The following is a 17,484-nucleotide window of genomic DNA, read 5'->3' as shown; positions in this document are numbered from 1 at the left end:
GGAAAAAACAAAGGCTACTCTTATACTGAGTAGCCTTTGTTTTTTGTTTTATTGATGATTAAAATATGCTTTTCCTTGCACCAAATTTTCTTCCACATTCGGCTGAAGGCCTCGCCAGTAGGTCAGCACTTTGCCATCTTTTTTGTAGAGCGTGAGCAACAAATCGCCTTTGTTGTATTGGATTTGCTCGGCATCTGGCGGATAATCCTGAAAAATAATTTGCAAACTATCCGCATTGGCCATTCCGATACAGTCCAGCGAAAGTTCAGTTTTGTGGCCATTAATGTCCAACTCCACCGTGTAAGACTGTGAGGATTCTGGTGCACTATTTACTTTTAGGACATATTGCCAACGCCATGTATCCTGCTTGTTTTCCATCGAAGGCATAGACTCGCCAAACGAATATGCTCCTTCCCAGTTTGGTGTTTGTGTGTCGCTGTTTTTGAGGTTGCAACTACTCATCAGTAGGCTCAAACCCAATATTGCCATGAATACTAATTTGCTATCCATCATGTTTGGTTGTTTTTGTATAAAAAAACATAGTGGCTTAAATGTTTATAAACAAACATAGTAAAATTTCTTTTAAAATACTGTGAGGTGTAAGTAAATATCTAGGTAAAAATCACATTACTTTGATTCTTAGTGTATATATTGTTATTGTACTTGTCGGCTTTTCCAAGTGTAGCCTTTGGGCAGCAGAGCCGCCGACAGTCCAAAAAATACCACATACGGACTGTACAATATTTGCAACGCGCCAAAGGCTGCATTGCTCCAATGTGCGCGGGTGTCTGTACAGATTTTTTTTAACAAAACGTATTCGGTTATTGCTTTGATGATGAGTGAGATAAGTAATAAAAAGTTTTCTTTTGGGGAAATAAAAACGCATATCCAGCAGGCTATCACCAGCCCATGAAACGCCGCCGTACCAATAGCCAAACCCGTTACTTTCCAGTCTTGGTAGCTGCTCCATTTGCTTGCCCAACGTTTTCGTTGCGCCACAAAACTCCGCCAATTGGGTTGGGTAGCAGTATTTACGACGCTGTCGGGGTGGGCAAGAAATATTACTTTTTTGGGAAAAGCTGCCGCCATTTTGTGCATCAAAAATTCATCGTCGCCAGAGGCCAAATGCGTTTTGCCTGCAAAGCCGCCGACTTGCTCGTAAGCGGATTTAAGATAAGCCAAATTCGCGCCGTTGCACATATTGGCCGCGCCCGCGTGCAAGCTCGCGCCACCCGTCCCGATAAGGCTCGCAAACTCAATTACTTGCATTTGGGTAAAAAGATTTGGCGGCGTAGCTTCCAAACAAACTGGCGCACTGACAAAAACAGCTTGGGTTTGCTGCTGAAATGTATAATATTGAGCTAACCAATTTGCTCCAAAATGACAATCGCCATCGGTGCAAACAATCAATTGCCCGCGTGCATGGCTGATGCCTGTGCCAACAGCGCGTTTTTTATGGGCTGTGTCTTTTGTTTTTTCCAGTAAAAAATAACGCAAAGCATAACGCGCCGCATGGCTTTGAAGGATTGAGGCGGTATGGTCGTCTGAGTCGTCGTCTATGAAAATGACTTCGAACAATGACGGTTTTAGCATCTGACTATCAAGTGATTGCAAAAGTTTCGGAAGATTGGCAGCCTCGTTGCGCACAGCAATAATTACCGAAATAAAAGGTTTGTTTTCTGAAAAAAACGACGGAGCAGGCATTTGCAAAATACGCGTACTTTCGTGTAAAGCCGCGTTCCAGTGTTTCCGCAACCACCACAACGCCACACAATAAGCCAATAACACCGCACAAGCAAACAACGAAAATCCCATGTTGCGAAATTAAGCAATCTGCCGCAATTGTGGTTTGGTTTTATTCAAAACAAAAATCCCAAACTCTTGCACGTTGATTTACAGGAGTTTGGGCATAATACAAAACTAAAAATTAGTTATTCATAATCATTTCGATAAACTCACGAACTGCGCCATCGCCGCCTTTTTTCTCCAACAAAATAATGTTTGGAATGGCTTTGATTTTGGGCAATGCGTTGGCTGGGCAAGCGGCCAAACCTACGTTGCTCAATAGCTCAAAACAGTTCACGTCGTCGCCGATGTAGGCCACTTGGTCGAGCGTGAAGCCTTCTTTTTCACAAATTTCTTTGGCGGCTTGTAGTTTCGTGTAAGTGCCTTGATACAAATAATCTATCTTGAGTTTGGCGGCGCGGCGTTCCACGATTTTGGTATTTTCGGAAGTAATAATACCCGTTTTTACGCCTGTGGCCTGAATGAGTTTCAGCCCCATGCCGTCGTGAGTGTTAAACTTTTTCAGCTCGTCGCCCGACTCGGTGTAGTACATTCCCGCATCGGTCATTACGCCGTCCACGTCGGTCAAGAAGATTTTTATTTTTTCTTTTAAAGTCATCGGAAAATCAAAAAAATTAAGATACAAATGATAAGGACAAACCTATCAATAATATCTATTTTCTCCAAGTTTAACCGCCCATATAACAACAAACCTGTCAGGGTTATGAATCCTGACAGGTTTGTCTATTTTCAAAAAACAAATCATGTAATGTTATTCTTGCGGATTGGCCGAAGGAGTAGCAGGCGCAACAGGTGCAGGAATTTTGTATTCGCGCACTTTGAAGGCACTGTCAAGCCAAACCTCAATTTTTACGTCGGGGCGGCGGGTGGTTTGTTTTTCTTTGATTACGCCTGTTTCCATATCGAACACAAGGTTTGTGTCCACCACATCGGCCAAATAATAAACCAAATATTCGGTCGGTGCTTTTAGCCCATTGCGGTATCCTTCCATTTTCTTTAGTTTTGAAAAACGGATAGAATCACGCGAACTTTTATGTAAAACGTTCTGATAATGCGACTTAGCATAACTCAAAACCGAGTCTTCGGCGCGAGATTGTTCAGGACTTTTAGGTTCTTTTTTCGCACCACAGGCCGCCAACCAAAGCAAGCCAACCGACAAACTAAATAAAGCAGAACGTTTCATACAGTAACAGGGCAATAATAGAAAATTAAGGGAACTTTTCAGATATTCATATCAGAGCAAATATAAAACAATGATGCGTAGAATTGCAAAGAGTTTGCAGGCAAAACCTATGTTTTTTTATAGTTTTGCGCCAGCAAAGCGGAGCAGGGATTTTTTTCGGGAAATCTTTGTTCTGATATTCTGACTATCTTACATAAAAAAATGAGTGCAACCATCATTATTGTTTTGCTGACCGTAGGGGTTAGTTTCTATGCGTGGAACAATCCAAGCCAATTGAGCCGCTGGACGATGAATCCCGTGCGCATTACGCGCCACCGCGAATATGAACGTTTCATTATGTCGGGCTTTATTCATCAGGACTATATGCACCTGTTTTTTAATATGCTCACGCTGTATTCTTTTGGTGAATATATTGAGCAAATCTATTCGGCGGCGGGTTACAATGGCGGCCTGATGTTTGGAATTTTGTATTTGTTGGGCATTGTGGTGGCAGATTTGCCAACTTATTTCAAACACAAAAACGATTCGGGTTATGAGTCGTTGGGTGCGTCGGGTGGCGTGTCGGCGGTAGTGTTTGCGGGCATTGTTTTTGCGCCAACCATGCCACTTTACATCATGCTTTTGTTGCCAATCCCAGGGTTTATTTTTGCGGGTTTGTACTTGTGGTATTGTAGTTATATGTCGCGCCAAAGCTACGGACAAGGCATCAACCACGATGCGCACTTTTACGGCTCGGCTTTCGGAGCGATTTTCGCGCTGCTCACCGTGCAAGGAGCTGCTACCAATTTTGTACAACAAATTCTTGCTTGGCGATTTTAATTTATTTTTGTATAAAAGTCTCAAAATAAACTGTTTATGCACAACGATCCAGAATTAAACGGCAAATATTTGGGAACAATTTCTTCGGATTTTGTAAAAATAGCCGACACCATCAAAGAAGCGTCGTATCAGTTGCGCCGACGTGGCATCTCGGATTTTCCGATTTTTCCCATTAGCCAAACGCGCATTAGCGTAGGGGCCTTGCTGTTGGGCGCAAACGAAGCCAAAACCCGTTGGGATTATTATATTTCGTATTTGGAAGATTTTGAACAACGCGGCCTTGTGGCTGCCGACGGGCTGGACGCGTTCAAAGCGGCCTACAAAGACCCCGACGAGTTTTGCTGTCTGTTTGTAGTGGATGCGGATTTTACAAACATTGTTTTTATCCCGTACCCAGAAGATTAAAATATTGCCAAAAGCCATCGCTTCTGCATTAGCGCGATGGCTTTTGGATTTTTTATTGAAGAATGGCCTTTACTTGCCGTTTTGTTATTAATCAATCTCCTTGTTTTTGATTTTCAATACAAATACAATAGGTACATCGAAATCTTCGGCAATTTCCTCAATCGTTAATTTCCCACGTTCCAAAGCCTTTAGAAGGCCTTGTATTTTGGTTCTTTCTGCACCAATCTCAATCCCTATTTCCTTCCCAATTTCAATGCCTTCTTCTCGGCCTTCCTCGCGTCCTTCTTCTTTGGCGGTGTCCAGTGAGTTTTTGACATCGCGGTAATATTTCAAGCTGTCCTCGTAGGCAGTGCGCTCGGTTGCGTCCAGTTTCGCCAATTCCGCCGTTTCGAAGGCTTGCGCAAAGACGCGTTCTTGCAATCGCGCAGGGCGGTTTTGGAGTTTGTGTAAATTCCGAATCAAATATAACCACTTGTCTTCCAGTGTTTCCAGTTCATTTTCGGATTTTTGGAAGTTGGGCATTTGCAAATACAAAAACGTAAGTTTGTCGTAAAAAACACGCTTCTTGTGTTCGTCCATGAGCTTGACACTCACTTTCAAATCATTTTTATATTCGTCATCAAAACAAAAATCAAGAATTGCGACCGTATAAACCGCATTTAGTTCATAGTTCCAATCGCCTTTTTCCGCTTGTTCTTGTATCGGGAAAGTAGCGTAAAAAATAGAACGGTCTTTAAAGAAACTTTGCCGCGCTTTTTGCAGCTCCACGATGAATCTTTCGCCTGCCTCATTTTGACAATACAAATCAAAAATAACTTTTCTATCCAAATCCGACGCGCCCAAATGTTCGGTTTTCTTGTAAGTAAGCTCTACGATATTGAGTTTCAATATTTCATTTAAAAAGCTCATTAACAAGTTTTTATTCGGTTCAGAACCAAATAATTTCTTAAAACCAAAATCCGTAAAAGGATTTATATATTTTTCTTGCGTAGTCATGGGCTAAATTTCTCCATTTTTTATTTTTAACACAAATGCCGCGAGCTGATAAACCCAATATTTCAATGTATGGGGTTGCTAATGGCTATTTTTTACATCTTTCAACTTATAGTTTAGTGTACTTTTCCAGAATCCGCCCAAAATATGTATGTTTGTCGTGAGCCTGCCAAAGGCTGCGTTGCAATCTTTTTACTAAATAACAATCTCATATACACCAACTTATACAACAACCATGTGTTATTATTACAAACTCGGCCAAGTGCCTCACAAACGCCACATTCAGTTTAGGCAACCCGACGGCAGCTTGTACCAAGAAGAATTGGTGAGTTCTTTGGGTTTTTCGGGGATTTACTCCAACCTCTACCACGTGTACGCGCCAACCAAAATCAAGCGTATCGAAAAGCCTGTGGCTTGGACTACCACACCAATCAAAGATTTTCCTTTGCAGCCCATTCACCTCAAAACCTGTTTGGCCAAAGAAACTGGCTCGGATTTTCTGCAAGCGCGTTTGCCGATGCTCATGAACAACGACGTAACCATTAACATTTGCAATCCGTCGGTTCGGACAATGGACTATTTCTACAAAAATGGCGAAGCCGACGAGTTGATTTTTGTGCACGATGGCGCAGGTTATTTGTATTCGCAGTTCGGCAAGTTGCGTTTTGAAGCAGGCGACTACATTGTTATTCCGCGCACGACCATTTACAAAATGGAATTTGACGAAAATCCGCAACCCGTGCGTTTGTTGGTAGTGGAGTCGGCCAGTCCCATCGAGACGGTAAGCCGCTACCGCAACGAGTTGGGGCAGCTATTGGAGCATTCGCCGTATTGCGAACGCGACATTCGTCCGCCAGCGGAATTGGTAACAGAAACCGAAAAAGGGGAGTATTTGGTTAAAATCAAAAAACAAGGCTTTTTGCACCAATACGTTTACGAACATAGCCCGCTGGATGTCGTGGGTTGGGACGGATTTTTGTATCCGTATTGCATTTCTATTCACGATTTTGAACCAATTACAGGCCGCATTCATCAGCCGCCGCCAGTACACCAAATGTTTCAGGCTGCGCAATTTGTGATTTGTTCGTTTGTGCCGCGTCTCTTCGATTATCACCCGTTGGCCATTCCTGCGCCTTACAACCACTCCAATATAGATTCCGACGAGGTTTTGTATTACGTGGAAGGCAATTTTATGAGCCGCAAAGGCGTGGAAAGAGCTTCGTTTACGTTGCACCCTGGCGGGTTGCCGCATGGGCCGCACCCTGGCACGATAGAAGCCAGCATCGGCAAAAAAGAAACCATCGAACTGGCCGTTATGATTGATACTTTCAAACCGCTTTGGGTGACGCAAGAAGCCCTTACTTTCGTGGACGAAAACTATCCGATGAGCTGGAATAGCTAAATATTTGGGTCAGGAAAGCTAAATAAAACGGCTTTCCTGATTTTTTTTCAATTTTTTTAACACAGATAATAAATTGTTTCTCAGAATTTTATCTTGAAATAACAGTTTTGGCCTCAAAAAAATATCGCAAAATTTACGGCTGCCTATTGCTTTGTATGAAAATAGGCGTACCTTTGCACCACGTTAAACGACAAACAAGTCTGATAGCGGTAACGGTTTGGTAGTTCAGTTGGTTAGAATGCCGCCCTGTCACGGCGGAGGTCGCGGGTTCGAGTCCCGTCCATACCGCAAAAAAAGCCTGATTCTGAAAAGAGTTAGGCTTTTTGTTTGATTAATTTCAAATTCTATTATAGAAACATACTATCTGAGATAATATATTTCTATAATAGAATTTTCACTCAACACTAATTTATTTCATCAACTCATCTAACGTATTTGTCGCGACAAAGTGATAATTCGGGCGTGCTTTTTTGTAAATACGTTGCGCTTCCGTGCGGCCTGCTGGCGTGGCAAGCATCGCCTTATACAAAGGAACAAGGTATTTGCGGCGGCCTGTGGCTATCAAAAATTTCTCGGTGGCGGCACGTGCTAGCTCATAATTAGTTTGTACGCTTTTGAGAAACCATTCAAACTGAATTTCAGCATTAACCGATTGGGTAAAACCAAAAGCAGCATCTAATTTTTGCATTTGAACCAAAGATAAGGTACTGGGCAAATGGCGCAAAAAATGTACCCATTCGTGTGTAGTCCAAGATTTTGTGGTTTGTTTGTCAGGTAGTTGCGATTTATTTACATACAAATCCACAGACTTATCCACATTTTGAAAACGCGCCGAAACTGGCACTTCAAAAAACGACGGAATACCCGCCCCATAAATCCATTGTTGTACGTGAAGGCTTTGGAACTGCTCGGTGCTTAATAAATTTTGTTGCAGATAAATGACAAAATCTTCGGTCGTGATGGTTTGGAATGCCTTTGAGCTAAAATAATTTTTCAAAAACACATCAAATTTTTCGCGGCCAACGGCTTTTTCTAAAGTGGTCAGAAATGCCGCGCCTTTTTCGTAGGCAATGTCGGTCATGCCTTCGTCAGGGTCTTTGCCTGCCAAATGCAATTTGAGGCAAGTGGCCGCCGTATCCGTTTTGGCAAAATCTGTGTTGGATGCTTGCCAATCTTGATAGCCAAGCACGGCGAGCATTTCCGTATAAGATTTTCCGTAAAGAGCTTCCATAATGCGGCGTTCAAAATACACTGTAAAACCTTCGTTGAGCCAAAAATCGTCCCAAGTGGCATTGGTCACCAAATTGCCCGACCACGAATGTGCCAGCTCATGCGCCACAAGGCTTGTAAGCGAACGGTCTTTGGCCAAAATAGTTGGCGTGGCAAACGTAAGACGCGGATTTTCCATGCCTCCAAACGGAAAACTTGGCGGCAAAATCAACAAATCGTAACGCTTCCAAGCATATTCTCCGTACAACTTTTCGGCGGCCACCAACATATTTTCCGTTTCTGCCAACACGTGCGCGGCTGTGGGCAGCGTAGCAGGTTCGGCATATACGCCCGTGCGGTTGCCAAGCGGTTTGAAAGCCACATCCCCGACGGCCAAAGCCACCAAATACGCGGGAATGGCTTGTTCCATTTTAAATTCATAAATGCCCGAACTGTTGCGCTTGGTGGGGTTGGTGGCACTCATCATGGCCAAATGCGTACGCGGCACTTGCACACGCGCCGAATACGTGAAACGAACATTGGGGCTGTCTTGGCACGGAATCCAACTGCGTGTCAGGATTGCCTCGCCTTGCGTAAACAAAAACGGAAATTTTTTGCCTGCCGTTTGCGCCGCCGAAAGCCATTGCAAAGCCTCCGCCTTCGGGCTGCTGTGGTAATGAATATGCACTTTGCGCGTGTCGGGACGAATGTCTATTTTAACACCACGACCCAAAAACGGCACTTCGTCGGTGCTAGCAAATGTGGTTGGGGTTTTGTCGTTATCCAAATATATTTTACTGATAGTCAAATCTTTACTATCAATCCAAAGTTCGTCGGCATTGCCCAAATTTTCGATAGAAAGCGTGGCCACACCCGCAATCTGTTTTTTCTCGAACGAAACTTTTATGTCCAAATCCAGATGCGTCATGCGCACGACAGAAGGCTGAGCAAAAGAATGTTGGTCGGGTTCGGAATGTGGCAACTTCGGCGTTTGCGCCCAAGCCCATTGCGCCAAAAACAAATAACAGCAAACCAAAATGGTCTGCCAATGTTTAGATTTTTTTTCTAACATAACTTATTGAAAGATAAAAAGTTGTAGTAAAAAAGAGCAAAGCACCGTAACTTTGCAGGAACAAAACCCTATTCGTATTTGTAAAGGGACTAAATTTGCACCTCATCAGAAATTATAACAAAACTTTGTAATGCCATGCTCAGAGCTCAAAAGTATGTAAATATCTATACGGAAGCCAACCCAAACCCTAACTCCTTGAAGTTTGCGGCTAATTTTATGCTTGTCCCTGACGGCACGGATTTCGATTTTGCCAACGTGGAAGCGGCGGCGGCTTCGCCTTTAGCACAAGCAATTTTTGAATTGGGTAACATTGAGCGCGTTTTCTTGATGAGCAACTTTGTAACGGTTACCAAAACCGCCGACGTGGAATGGGTAGAAATTACGCCTATCATCAAAAAAACAGTGAAAGAATATTTGGAGTCTGACCGTCCCGTACTTACCCAAAAAACAATGGATGATTACGAGTCAGCTACCCAACAACCTGATACAGAATTAGTAAAGAAAATAAAAGGTTTGCTCGACGAGTATGTACGCCCTGCGGTGGAGTCGGACGGCGGCGCGATTAGCTTCCATTCGTACAACGAAGGTGTTGTGAAAGTACAGTTGCGCGGTTCGTGCAGCGGCTGCCCTTCTTCTACGCTTACGCTGAAAGCTGGCATCGAAAACCTACTGAAACGTATGTTGCCAAACGACATCACGGAAGTAGTGGCCGAAGGCGTATAAGTATTTGATTTTAAAAATATTACACAACAAAAAAGGCTTTGCAAGTTTCGTTTGCAAAGCCTTTTTTGTTGTTATTGCTGTTTCAATTTGTCCTTAAACACCTTTCTGAATTTATCAACTTTGGGGCGAATAACAAACTGGCAATAACCTTGTCTTGTATTGAGGTTATAATAGTTTTGATGATAATCTTCCGCTTTGTAAAACACCGACGCTGGCGAAATCTCCGTAACGATAGGTTTGTCCCAAGCTCCCGATTTATTGAGTTTCGTCTTGTATTCGGTAGCCAATTGGTGTTGCTTTTCGTTATGGTAGAAAATGGCCGACCTGTATTGCGTACCTACGTCGTTGCCTTGTCGGTTGAGGGTCGTGGGGTCGTGGCTTTGCCAAAATGCCTCCAAAAGCGTTTCATAACTCACTTTTTTGGGGTCATAAATAATTTGGCAGGCTTCCGCGTGGCCAGTAAGTCCCGAACAAACTTGTTCATACGTCGGGTTTTTGACGTGGCCGCCCATATAGCCCGAAACGACCAACTGAACGCCGTCAAGTTGCTGAAATACAGCTTCTACACACCAAAAACAACCCGCTGCAAAAGTGGCCGTGTCCAACTGCGCAGCAGTAGCCGTTGTTTGTTCCGAGAGATTTTCCATATTGTCCGAATGCTTGTTTTGTCCGTCTGAATTGGCTGCCGTGCAAGCCCAAAATCCAGCCGAAAGTAACACATAAAACGCCGTTAATAAACCCCTGAAATACATGGTTTATAGCAAGTTAAATTGTGTGAAATGGTGGCGGAAATGCTTGTTATGAAACACCAATTGTTCATCAAAATTCAAATCACCCAAAAACGCACTGAACGTAATGCCCTTGGGTTTGCTACCACGCACACGGAAGAACATCTCTATATTTTTAGCTAATTGGGCTTTGGCCTCGTCTAAAGTACGGTTCGTATTCGGAGGCATACCAAACTGAAAAGCAGGGTTTTGCAAACCGCGTGGCAGTGGCTCATCGCTATGGATAATGAAATTGCGGGCATCGGTTTGGCCTTTGGTCGGTGCGACAGGCTCTTTTTCGGTTACGATTGTTCCCGTAACAATCACATTGTTAAGGTGTTCAATCATTTGTTGCGGTGTCATGCCGCCCCAAAGTGGCTTGGTAGAATCGCCAAGTTTGGAGAGTGCCGCAGGGATTTCTTTTTGTAAAAAATTGACTAACAATGCTTGTCGGCCAGTTTCCAAAACAAAGGTTGGATTAGTTGTTGCGTTCATTTTTTTTGATTTAAAAGAATTTTAAATTGCTTTTTGCCTACAACCTTACTCCTTTGTTTTTCGTTCCAAAGTTTATTGCTCCAACATTTGCAAAGGATTGGGGAAAAGAAATTGATATGCTAATTTTTCTTTCAATAAATCATTGACTATTAACCTATTAAACAAATTTTGGTCAGAAGGAAATGGCGGACAAACACGCCCAATTTTAGGACAAGCATACGCATAAAAATCGCGACGCAATGGGTGCAAATCAGCCACCACATTCAAAATTTGCCCCGCAATATTTTTTTCCAACAAGGCCAATATTACGCCTATCACGTCTTGCCGATGCACAAAATTGACGGAAGCATTGCCATTGGGCATACGGTCGGGGTTTAGGTATCGGGCAGGATTTCGGTCGGCAGCCAACAAACCACCCAATCGTAAAATATTTATTTTCAGAAACTTACTGTATAATTGGCAAATTTTTTCGGCTTCTAAGATAGCCGCCGAACCGCCGTTGGTGTCCGATGTTTCGGTAAAAATCTGGGGCAAATCAGGGTACACGGATGTACTACTGGTAAAAATGACCTCCTGCACACCATTTTCCATAGCGCATTGCAACACTCGTTCAAGATTTTGGGCGTACTGCGTCGGTGCTGCGCCGCGCGTGGGCGGATAGCAAATGATAAGAGTTTGCGTTTGGGCAAGCAATGACGAATTGATTTGCTGCGTAAAGTCGTTGGTATCCCAAACCCACATTGTTATTTGAGGATTAGCCGCCTGCAACGCAGCGCATTTATCGGGTGTGCGTACTGTTCCGCTTACGCTATAACCTTTTTGCTGTAAAGTTTGCGCCAATGGCCATCCCAACCAACCGCAACCCACGACTGTTATTTTTTTCAAATCAAATAAATTTAAAGTACAGAAAATCAGATTTTTATTTCTCCCAACAAAGCCTCTTCCAGTACGATTTGGTTGCGCTGGAGTTTGAGCAAATTGCGCTGTTCCATTTTTTTGAGCAAGCGAGAAATTACCTCACGCGTAGAGTTGAGGTCTGCGGCAATTTGCTGATGCGACAAATGCAATGTGTTGGTTTGTAACTGTTGGGCTTGGCGGCGCAAATAAAAACTAAGACGCTCGTCCATGCCCCTAAAGGCCACTTGGTCTAAAGCCCTCAGAATCTCATCAAAACGATTGCGATAATTGGCCACCACAAATTTGTACCAACTCTTGTGCTGCGACATCCATTTTTCCATCATGGCCAGCGGCACGAGTAGCAATGTGGTATCTTCTTCGGCCACTGCCGTAATGCTACTCATTTCCATTTGCGTAACACAAACCATCGAAACGGCACAGGCTTGCCCCGCATTGAGGAAATACATAAAAAATTCGCCGCCATCCTCGCCATCTGTATAAATTTTGATACTCCCCGACTGCACCAACACCACGTGTTTGATATACTGGCCTTTGCGAATAATCGTCTCTCCCGCTTTTACTTCTTTTATTTGCGCAAAAGCTATAATACTATCTATCAGCTCGTTTTCAAAACTAGGAAACTGCTTTTTGATAGCCAAATTATCCAGTGTGGTCATGTCGGTTGGGTGCAAATTGGGTGGCTATTATTACTCAAAATTGAGGTTATAATGTTTGTTAAAGAAATCTTCGTATTCTTTAATATTTTTGGATTTATAGAAAATCTTGAGATTGTCGGCAGTCATCAACAAATAATGTTTTTCCAATTTAGGATAATCTTCGCTGAGTGCCCCTTTTTCACTTTTCTGTTTTTTCAAGTAATTAAGTGCCTGAATTTTGGTCGGCAAATCCCAAACACGCACCATAAAATATTTGTCGTTAATCAACATATCATTTACGGTGAAAGTACGCTCAGGGTAGTATATTGAGTTAAATTCTGAGATTTTCTCCATAGCCTCCGTGTTCCGAATTTTCCCGACAGGCAATATCACCAAAAAATAATGCGGCTTTTCCAAATCCAATTTGTAAGGCGACAAACTCGTACTTGGTTCGTTGCTTGTGCTGGTAGCCTCCGAAATACTGGTTACTGCCGACTGCCCTGAAGCCACTCGCACGGCCACCGCATTCATTTCTTGCGCCAAAGGAATGAGTTTAGATTTAGGGTAATTTTTCATAAACTCATTAATACGTGTTACATAATCGCTTGGCGCGAGTGTGTGCCCCGCAATGAGCGTTTGCAACAACACTATTTTGTCCATAATAACCGTTTCGGGATAGTTATCACGCAACTTATTCACAGCAATTTCGGCTTCGGCCATACGGTTTTGTTCGTAAAGCTCATAGGCAACTGCATAATCCTTTTCGGCTTGTGCTTCTTGGGCTTTTTTCTCCACCAAATAATTAGGGTTGCGCAACAAGCCCGCGTAATCCGACTTAGGAAAATCCTTTAGCAGCTTTTGTTTACAAACTTCCTGTTTCTCAGCCATACCTTTTTCTTTGTAAATGAGATAAAGAAAATACAGCACTTCGGGCGTTTTTTCATCTTCATAGAATTTCTCCACAAAATGTTCAAACGTCGTGGCGGCGTTGTCGGGTTCTTCGAGTTTTTGGCGATAGATTTTACCCAAATTATACAACGCTGGTCTTAACTTTTCGTTGGAAGCAGCCAAAGCCTGCGCCGTAAACGGAATGTCTTTTAGGTAAGCCGAGCGATTGCGTTCTGGGGCGGCGGCTTTAGTAGTTTTACCTTTTCCATCGTCTGTTTTTTCGGTGGCTTTTTCAGACTTATTGGCGGTATCTGTCGGAGAATCTTTAGGCTCTTCGGTGGCGTTGGCAGACGGATTGTTTTCCTCTTGCATTGGCGCAGAATCTTTCTTTGAGCGTCGCCAATTATCTTGCAACGGACGATTTCCCCATTTTTGCAAGAAGGCCGCACGCCCCGCACTAATCGCGGCAGGATTGCTCAACGCCCATTTGGTATCGCTATTGCCGTCGTCGCTACTACTATTGAATCCCAAGCCATTTTTATTGTCAAACATAGACGAACCATTGCCACCGCCCGAAGCAGCTTTGCGGGCTTCACGCTCTTTGCGGCGTGCATCTTCTTTGTCGCGAGCAATATCACCCGCTACCATTTTATCAATAGTGGCGTAAAGCGTTGCCGTATCCATGGCGGCCAAACGTTGCAAGCTGTCTTCGCGCTGTACGATGGTGTATTCGCGCACAAAATCGCCCAACACTTTTTGGCGTTTGAGAATGGCCGCGTAATTTTCTTCGTTGGTGTCTAATGGTGCGGTAATCGTGCTATCATAATATTCTTTGGCTTGCGGATAGCGGTGCAATTTGTCGTAAAAAATTTCTCCCAAACGCAAATAAGAATAAGCTTTTTGGTTCGGATTGGTTGTTTTTTGACGCAAAGAAGTTTGGTAATACTCAATCGCTTTGGGTACATTCCCTTGTTTTAGTTCAAAAGAAGCCATTTCGTAATACACGCGGTCGCGGTACTCTTCATTTTTTTCGTCTTTGAGCATTTTTTTGAAATACTTCCGAATGCGTTTTTTGCCTTTTTCGTCCGAAACAGATGTTACTTGCGCCAAATTCAGTTTGGTATAAAACGAAAGTTCGTAAGACGGATTATTTTTCAAAACCGCTCTAAACGACTTATAAGCAGCCGAATCCGCGTGTTGTTTTTGGCGAATCTGCCCAAGTGCATAGTACAAACGGGCACGTGCTTCACCGCGACGCATCAGTGGTAAAGCCTTATCGAGATTTTCGGCCACTTCCTTATATTCGCGCAACTTGTAATGATAGAACGCCATTGTCAGGTGATAATCGCGCGTGTTGGCCTTACTAAAAGTGGGGGCTTCTTTTTCCAAAACACTGCGTGCAATGCTGGCCATTTTGGGTTCGCCTGCACTCACATAAGTACGCAACAACCAAATAAGAGCAGAAGATTTTTCGTCCTTGCCTTTGGCTTTGCCGTAAACATAACGATACGTGGTCGTGGCATTTTCCCAGTCGGCTTGGTAATAACGCGCTCTTCCGATGAGCAAATAACTATCGTCCACCCACTTGCTATATTTGTGACGTTGTACGGGAATAGAGGCCTTCTTTACGATTTCTTCGGTAAGCGGTTTAATGCTCGTTTCGGTGGCTGCGCTGATGGGCTGATAAATTTCAAGAATCCTATTATAGTTTTCTTTGTGTGCCTTGACGATGTTGTTTTCTACTTCTTTGGTTTTTTCGCGTGCCAAGAAATAGCCATTATATTTGGCCAGTACGTTATGATAAGCGCGACTGGTAGGCGTATTTTTTTCGCTCGAACACGCCACAAGCCCCAAAAAAGCAAGCACGAATATTTTTCTGATTACCAAAGAATCTTTTGAGAATCGGTTATTGATCATTTTTTGCACAACAATAAGACTATATTTGAGGTCAAACGCCTGTTTTTATTTTGAAACTAACATTGTAGCCACTGCCACCGCCGCCATTTTTTGGATTTTATGGCCTTTGGGCAATGAAAGAATCATTACTTTTGTGGCTCATTCCAGTAACAGACTTTTTAATTTGGCTATCGTGAAACGTCGGAGAACAACTATATATAATTGGCTAACGAACCATTACACGCTCATATTACGCAGCGAGGAAACTTTCGCCGAGAAGACAACCTTACGTCTAAACTATGCAAAAGTAATCGTTTTTGTGGTTAGTGTTGTAATAATTTTATCTGCCCTGAGTTTCTGGTTGGGCAACCGCTGGAGCAATGCTTTTACCGACGCGGGCAGCCAAGAAACCGTCAATCGGAAGAAGTTAGTGCTATTGGCCTCTCGGCTCGATTCGCTGGAAACCGAACTACAAGGCCGCGATGCGCTCATTCAAAATTTCAGGGATATAGCAGGCAATTCGGGCAAACTTTCGGCAGCCGAAGAAAAGAAAACCCCTACTCCTACCGCCCAATCGCACGCCAATCTGGATTCTATTTCGGCAGTGGAAGAGGCACTTCGTTTGGAATTTGAACAAAATGCCGATGTGCAAGGTTTGCCCACTGGCAACAACAGCGACGCACTGGGCGGAATGTTTTTCTTCAAACCCGTAAACGGATTTGTTTCCTCGGGCTTTGATACCAAAATTGCCCACTATGGCGCAGACATCGTAACAGACAAAAACACACCCGTAAAAGCCATCGCCGACGGTACGGTTATTGTGGCTTCTTGGACACAAGACACAGGCAACGTAATCGCTATTCAGCACCGTAACAACCTGATTTCCATCTACAAACACAATGCCTCTATTACCCGAAAAGTAGGCGATGCCGTGCGTGCTGGCGAACTTATCGCGCTGGTAGGCAACTCTGGCGAAACCCTTACCACTGGCTCACATTTGCACTTGGAAGTTTGGTACAATGGCAATCCCATCAACCCCCAAAATTTCATAGATTTTCAGTAATACTTTCGCCCCAAATTCAGCCCCAAAAAACGACGGTTCAGGCCGCCAAATCATAACTTCAAAACAACCCCAAATCAGTTCGTACCAGATTTTATACCGTTCAGTAAACGAAACAAGCGGTTCATTTTTTTTGGTTAGGACAAGCACCAACCCCGCTATACCTTTGTATCGTTGGAATAAGGCAAAAGCCCACCCAACCAAACAAAAGTATTCCCAACGGAAAAGGTATAAATGATATAAAGTGCCAATTTCGTTTTGTTTAAATATCAAAAAATTTACACAAATAAGCCGTTAAGCACTAAAAAAAGGAGGTTGTTATGAAAAGTTCAGTTCAAACTCGCATCGAACGTATTTTTAAAAAACATTTTTTGATTCCAAGCACTGCTATCAAAAAAAATAAAAGATTAAATGAATTGGGTCTCAACATCATGGAACAAATGGAAATGATGTTGTACTTGGAAACAGAGTTTGACATCAATCTCGACGACAGAGAAGTACAATCTATCCAAACCGTAGGAGATGCCGTTTCGTGTGTACGCCAACACCTTAACGTAAGTGTAGCTTATGCAGCCGCATAACCAGACTTTTACTTTCTTATATTTGCAAAAACGCCAAAGTAGCTGACTTATAGCAACTTTGGCGTTTCTGTTTTTATGCCTGCCAATCTTTTTTCTCAATCACCAATTCCACATGAAGCACGGGTTTTCCCGTCAAAACCATTTCCATTTCTTTGGTTTTCTTTGCCCCGATGCGCATGGTCGCGATTTGCGAACGCTTGTTGTCTGCGCCAATATGAAACACTACTTTTTCCACCAACTCAAACGCATAATCAATCATGAGTTTTTTGATGGATTTATTAAAATTTCCGCCCCAATACGCACGCCCCAAAAACGTATAACCAATGCAAATACTTTTTTCGGCTGGGTCGTATTCGTAATAACGCGAAGAGCCAACCACTTGATTTGTAGCTTTTTCCACAATCAAAAAAGCCTTTCCTTCTTCAATTGCTTTTGCAAAAAAATCTTCGAACACTTCTCTTTGGTAGCGGTTCGAGGCGGGGTGTTGCTCCCAAATTAGCGGGTCGGAAGCTACCGCAAATAACGCTTCAAAATGCCCAGATTGCAGCGGAACAAGCCTTACAAGCTCATTTTCCAAATGCACAGGCTGCCAATTGAGGTTGGTGATAGTTGTCATATTTATTCTGTTTATC

18 protein-coding genes and 1 tRNA gene are annotated in these 17,484 nt (G+C 43.2%); 7 read left to right on the top strand and 12 right to left on the bottom strand.

Annotation, left to right across the window (positions count from 1 at the left end; genetic code table 11):
- Nucleotides 1–48 precede the first annotated feature (48 nt).
- From BM090_RS16130 to BM090_RS16115, 4 genes are all read right to left on the bottom strand, one after another.
- Nucleotides 49–513 (bottom strand): DUF5991 domain-containing protein, encoded by a 465-nt coding sequence (locus tag BM090_RS16130; RefSeq protein WP_143084010.1) that lies wholly within the window; start codon nucleotides 511–513, stop codon nucleotides 49–51.
- A 141-nt stretch (nucleotides 514–654) separates the two neighbouring features.
- Nucleotides 655–1,815, bottom strand: a complete 1,161-nt coding sequence (locus BM090_RS16125) for a glycosyltransferase (RefSeq protein ID WP_091515892.1) — start codon at nucleotides 1,813–1,815, stop codon at nucleotides 655–657.
- A gap of 112 nt (nucleotides 1,816–1,927) precedes the next feature.
- On the bottom strand, nucleotides 1,928–2,404 hold the full coding sequence (locus BM090_RS16120) for a KdsC family phosphatase (protein ID WP_091515890.1): 477 nt from the start codon (nucleotides 2,402–2,404) through the stop codon (nucleotides 1,928–1,930).
- A 153-nt stretch (nucleotides 2,405–2,557) separates the two neighbouring features.
- Nucleotides 2,558–2,989 (bottom strand): hypothetical protein, encoded by a 432-nt coding sequence (locus BM090_RS16115; protein ID WP_091515887.1) that lies wholly within the window; start codon nucleotides 2,987–2,989, stop codon nucleotides 2,558–2,560.
- Nucleotides 2,990–3,190: 201 nt separating this feature from the next.
- On the opposite strand from BM090_RS16115, the gene BM090_RS16110 reads away from it, so the two are divergent.
- Nucleotides 3,191–3,808 (top strand): rhomboid family intramembrane serine protease, encoded by a 618-nt coding sequence (locus BM090_RS16110; protein ID WP_091515884.1) that lies wholly within the window; start codon nucleotides 3,191–3,193, stop codon nucleotides 3,806–3,808.
- Between the two features lie 36 nt (nucleotides 3,809–3,844).
- A complete protein-coding gene (locus BM090_RS16105; RefSeq protein ID WP_091515880.1) occupies nucleotides 3,845–4,213 on the top strand; it encodes a hypothetical protein in 369 nt (122 codons plus the stop codon).
- A gap of 87 nt (nucleotides 4,214–4,300) precedes the next feature.
- On the opposite strand, the gene BM090_RS16100 is transcribed toward BM090_RS16105, so the two are convergent.
- Nucleotides 4,301–5,209 (bottom strand): Rpn family recombination-promoting nuclease/putative transposase, encoded by a 909-nt coding sequence (locus tag BM090_RS16100; RefSeq protein ID WP_091515877.1) that lies wholly within the window; start codon nucleotides 5,207–5,209, stop codon nucleotides 4,301–4,303.
- 232 nt (nucleotides 5,210–5,441) lie between these two features.
- Between BM090_RS16100 and BM090_RS16095 the strand changes: the two genes are divergently transcribed.
- The gene (locus BM090_RS16095) at nucleotides 5,442–6,608 is read left to right on the top strand and encodes a homogentisate 1,2-dioxygenase (protein ID WP_091515873.1); all 1,167 of its coding nucleotides are present in this window, start codon (nucleotides 5,442–5,444) and stop codon (nucleotides 6,606–6,608) included.
- Nucleotides 6,609–6,822: 214 nt separating this feature from the next.
- Nucleotides 6,823–6,896: transfer RNA gene (locus BM090_RS16090), tRNA-Asp, on the top strand.
- A gap of 121 nt (nucleotides 6,897–7,017) precedes the next feature.
- On the opposite strand, the gene BM090_RS16085 is transcribed toward BM090_RS16090, so the two are convergent.
- On the bottom strand, nucleotides 7,018–8,889 hold the full coding sequence (locus BM090_RS16085) for a M1 family metallopeptidase (RefSeq protein WP_091515870.1): 1,872 nt from the start codon (nucleotides 8,887–8,889) through the stop codon (nucleotides 7,018–7,020).
- A 135-nt stretch (nucleotides 8,890–9,024) separates the two neighbouring features.
- Between BM090_RS16085 and BM090_RS16080 the strand changes: the two genes are divergently transcribed.
- Nucleotides 9,025–9,612 (top strand): NifU family protein, encoded by a 588-nt coding sequence (locus BM090_RS16080; RefSeq protein WP_091515868.1) that lies wholly within the window; start codon nucleotides 9,025–9,027, stop codon nucleotides 9,610–9,612.
- A gap of 71 nt (nucleotides 9,613–9,683) precedes the next feature.
- On the opposite strand, the gene msrA is transcribed toward BM090_RS16080, so the two are convergent.
- The 5 genes from msrA to porW form a co-directional block, all read right to left on the bottom strand.
- Entirely contained in the window at nucleotides 9,684–10,259 is a 576-nt protein-coding gene (gene msrA, locus BM090_RS16075; protein ID WP_221405418.1) for a peptide-methionine (S)-S-oxide reductase MsrA, read from the bottom strand.
- 108 nt (nucleotides 10,260–10,367) lie between these two features.
- Nucleotides 10,368–10,874, bottom strand: a complete 507-nt coding sequence (locus BM090_RS16070; protein WP_091515861.1) for a hypothetical protein — start codon at nucleotides 10,872–10,874, stop codon at nucleotides 10,368–10,370.
- A gap of 72 nt (nucleotides 10,875–10,946) precedes the next feature.
- Nucleotides 10,947–11,759 (bottom strand): NAD-dependent epimerase/dehydratase family protein, encoded by an 813-nt coding sequence (locus BM090_RS16065; RefSeq protein ID WP_177199975.1) that lies wholly within the window; start codon nucleotides 11,757–11,759, stop codon nucleotides 10,947–10,949.
- Between the two features lie 26 nt (nucleotides 11,760–11,785).
- On the bottom strand, nucleotides 11,786–12,448 hold the full coding sequence (locus BM090_RS16060) for a Crp/Fnr family transcriptional regulator (RefSeq protein ID WP_091515854.1): 663 nt from the start codon (nucleotides 12,446–12,448) through the stop codon (nucleotides 11,786–11,788).
- Nucleotides 12,449–12,478: 30 nt separating this feature from the next.
- Nucleotides 12,479–15,232, bottom strand: a complete 2,754-nt coding sequence (gene porW / locus BM090_RS16055; protein WP_091515851.1) for a type IX secretion system periplasmic lipoprotein PorW/SprE — start codon at nucleotides 15,230–15,232, stop codon at nucleotides 12,479–12,481.
- Nucleotides 15,233–15,257: 25 nt separating this feature from the next.
- Between porW and BM090_RS16050 the strand changes: the two genes are divergently transcribed.
- The gene (locus BM090_RS16050) at nucleotides 15,258–16,274 is read left to right on the top strand and encodes a M23 family metallopeptidase (RefSeq protein WP_091515848.1); all 1,017 of its coding nucleotides are present in this window, start codon (nucleotides 15,258–15,260) and stop codon (nucleotides 16,272–16,274) included.
- 317 nt (nucleotides 16,275–16,591) lie between these two features.
- Nucleotides 16,592–16,852 carry an acyl carrier protein gene (locus BM090_RS16045; RefSeq protein WP_091515846.1) on the top strand — a complete coding sequence of 87 codons (261 nt, stop codon included), beginning with the start codon at nucleotides 16,592–16,594 and terminating at the stop codon, nucleotides 16,850–16,852.
- A gap of 73 nt (nucleotides 16,853–16,925) precedes the next feature.
- On the opposite strand, the gene BM090_RS16040 is transcribed toward BM090_RS16045, so the two are convergent.
- Nucleotides 16,926–17,468: a GNAT family N-acetyltransferase gene (locus tag BM090_RS16040; protein ID WP_091515842.1), complete on the bottom strand. Its 543-nt coding sequence runs from the start codon at nucleotides 17,466–17,468 to the stop codon at nucleotides 16,926–16,928.
- Nucleotides 17,469–17,484: the final 16 nt, after the last annotated feature.

It is taken from the genome of Flexibacter flexilis DSM 6793, from assembly GCF_900112255.1.
In the GTDB taxonomy this organism is placed as follows: Bacteria; Bacteroidota; Bacteroidia; order Cytophagales; family Flexibacteraceae; genus Flexibacter; species Flexibacter flexilis.
The sequence above is the reverse complement of the archived record's forward strand: the minus strand, read 5'-3'. Positions and strand labels throughout refer to the sequence as shown.

Excerpts from the sequence above, each read along its gene's own strand:
- BM090_RS16045 (WP_091515846.1), top strand. The coding sequence starts at position 16,592 with ATGAAAAGTTCAGTTCAAACTCGCATCGAACGTATTTTTAAAAAACAT.
- BM090_RS16125 (WP_091515892.1), bottom strand. The coding sequence starts at position 1,815 with ATGGGATTTTCGTTGTTTGCTTGTGCGGTGTTATTGGCTTATTGTGTG.
- BM090_RS16080 (WP_091515868.1), top strand. The coding sequence starts at position 9,025 with ATGCTCAGAGCTCAAAAGTATGTAAATATCTATACGGAAGCCAACCCA.
- BM090_RS16085 (WP_091515870.1), bottom strand. The coding sequence starts at position 8,889 with ATGTTAGAAAAAAAATCTAAACATTGGCAGACCATTTTGGTTTGCTGT.
- BM090_RS16115 (WP_091515887.1), bottom strand. The coding sequence starts at position 2,989 with ATGAAACGTTCTGCTTTATTTAGTTTGTCGGTTGGCTTGCTTTGGTTG.
- BM090_RS16130 (WP_143084010.1), bottom strand. The coding sequence starts at position 513 with ATGATGGATAGCAAATTAGTATTCATGGCAATATTGGGTTTGAGCCTA.
- BM090_RS16110 (WP_091515884.1), top strand. The coding sequence starts at position 3,191 with ATGAGTGCAACCATCATTATTGTTTTGCTGACCGTAGGGGTTAGTTTC.
- BM090_RS16120 (WP_091515890.1), bottom strand. The coding sequence starts at position 2,404 with ATGACTTTAAAAGAAAAAATAAAAATCTTCTTGACCGACGTGGACGGC.
- BM090_RS16095 (WP_091515873.1), top strand. The coding sequence starts at position 5,442 with ATGTGTTATTATTACAAACTCGGCCAAGTGCCTCACAAACGCCACATT.
- msrA (WP_221405418.1), bottom strand. The coding sequence starts at position 10,259 with ATGGAAAATCTCTCGGAACAAACAACGGCTACTGCTGCGCAGTTGGAC.
- BM090_RS16060 (WP_091515854.1), bottom strand. The coding sequence starts at position 12,448 with ATGACCACACTGGATAATTTGGCTATCAAAAAGCAGTTTCCTAGTTTT.
- BM090_RS16105 (WP_091515880.1), top strand. The coding sequence starts at position 3,845 with ATGCACAACGATCCAGAATTAAACGGCAAATATTTGGGAACAATTTCT.
- BM090_RS16100 (WP_091515877.1), bottom strand. The coding sequence starts at position 5,209 with ATGACTACGCAAGAAAAATATATAAATCCTTTTACGGATTTTGGTTTT.
- BM090_RS16040 (WP_091515842.1), bottom strand. The coding sequence starts at position 17,468 with ATGACAACTATCACCAACCTCAATTGGCAGCCTGTGCATTTGGAAAAT.
- BM090_RS16070 (WP_091515861.1), bottom strand. The coding sequence starts at position 10,874 with ATGAACGCAACAACTAATCCAACCTTTGTTTTGGAAACTGGCCGACAA.
- porW (WP_091515851.1), bottom strand. The coding sequence starts at position 15,232 with ATGATCAATAACCGATTCTCAAAAGATTCTTTGGTAATCAGAAAAATA.